At 41.4% G+C, this 471-nt stretch carries 2 tRNA genes; both read left to right on the forward strand.

Features of this window, described 5'->3' with window-relative positions:
• Positions 1-157 precede the first annotated feature (157 nt).
• A tRNA-Ile gene (locus ERX37_RS11160) sits at positions 158-234 on the forward strand.
• 27 nt (positions 235-261) lie between these two features.
• Positions 262-337: transfer RNA gene (locus tag ERX37_RS11165), tRNA-Ala, on the forward strand.
• The last annotated feature ends 134 nt before the right edge of the window (positions 338-471 follow it).

The raw sequence follows: 471 nt of genomic DNA on the forward strand, positions 1-471 counted from the left end.
GTCGTAACAAGGTAGCCGTATCGGAAGGTGCGGCTGGATCACCTCCTTTCTAAGGATATTACGGAAAAGAGACACTTGATGTCTCTTAGGGATTAACTTTGACATATTGTATTCAGTTTTGAATGTTCATTGAACCTATGGTTCACACATTCTCAATGGGCCTATAGCTCAGCTGGTTAGAGCGCACGCCTGATAAGCGTGAGGTCGATGGTTCGAGTCCATTTAGGCCCACCATTAATAATTAATATCATATACCTTTATGGGGGCTTAGCTCAGCTGGGAGAGCGCCTGCTTTGCACGCAGGAGGTCAGCGGTTCGATCCCGCTAGTCTCCACCATTAAATTTTGTACTTTGAAAACTAGATAAAGTAAGAAAAAATTGATTTACCAAGCAAAACCGAGTGAGTTCATTATTTTATGAATTCTCAAAAAATCGCGCGTCTGTATTCATACAGACATCACATTATTAATA

Source organism: Macrococcus hajekii (genome assembly GCF_004359505.1).
Taxonomy (GTDB): domain Bacteria; phylum Bacillota; class Bacilli; order Staphylococcales; family Staphylococcaceae; genus Macrococcus; species Macrococcus hajekii.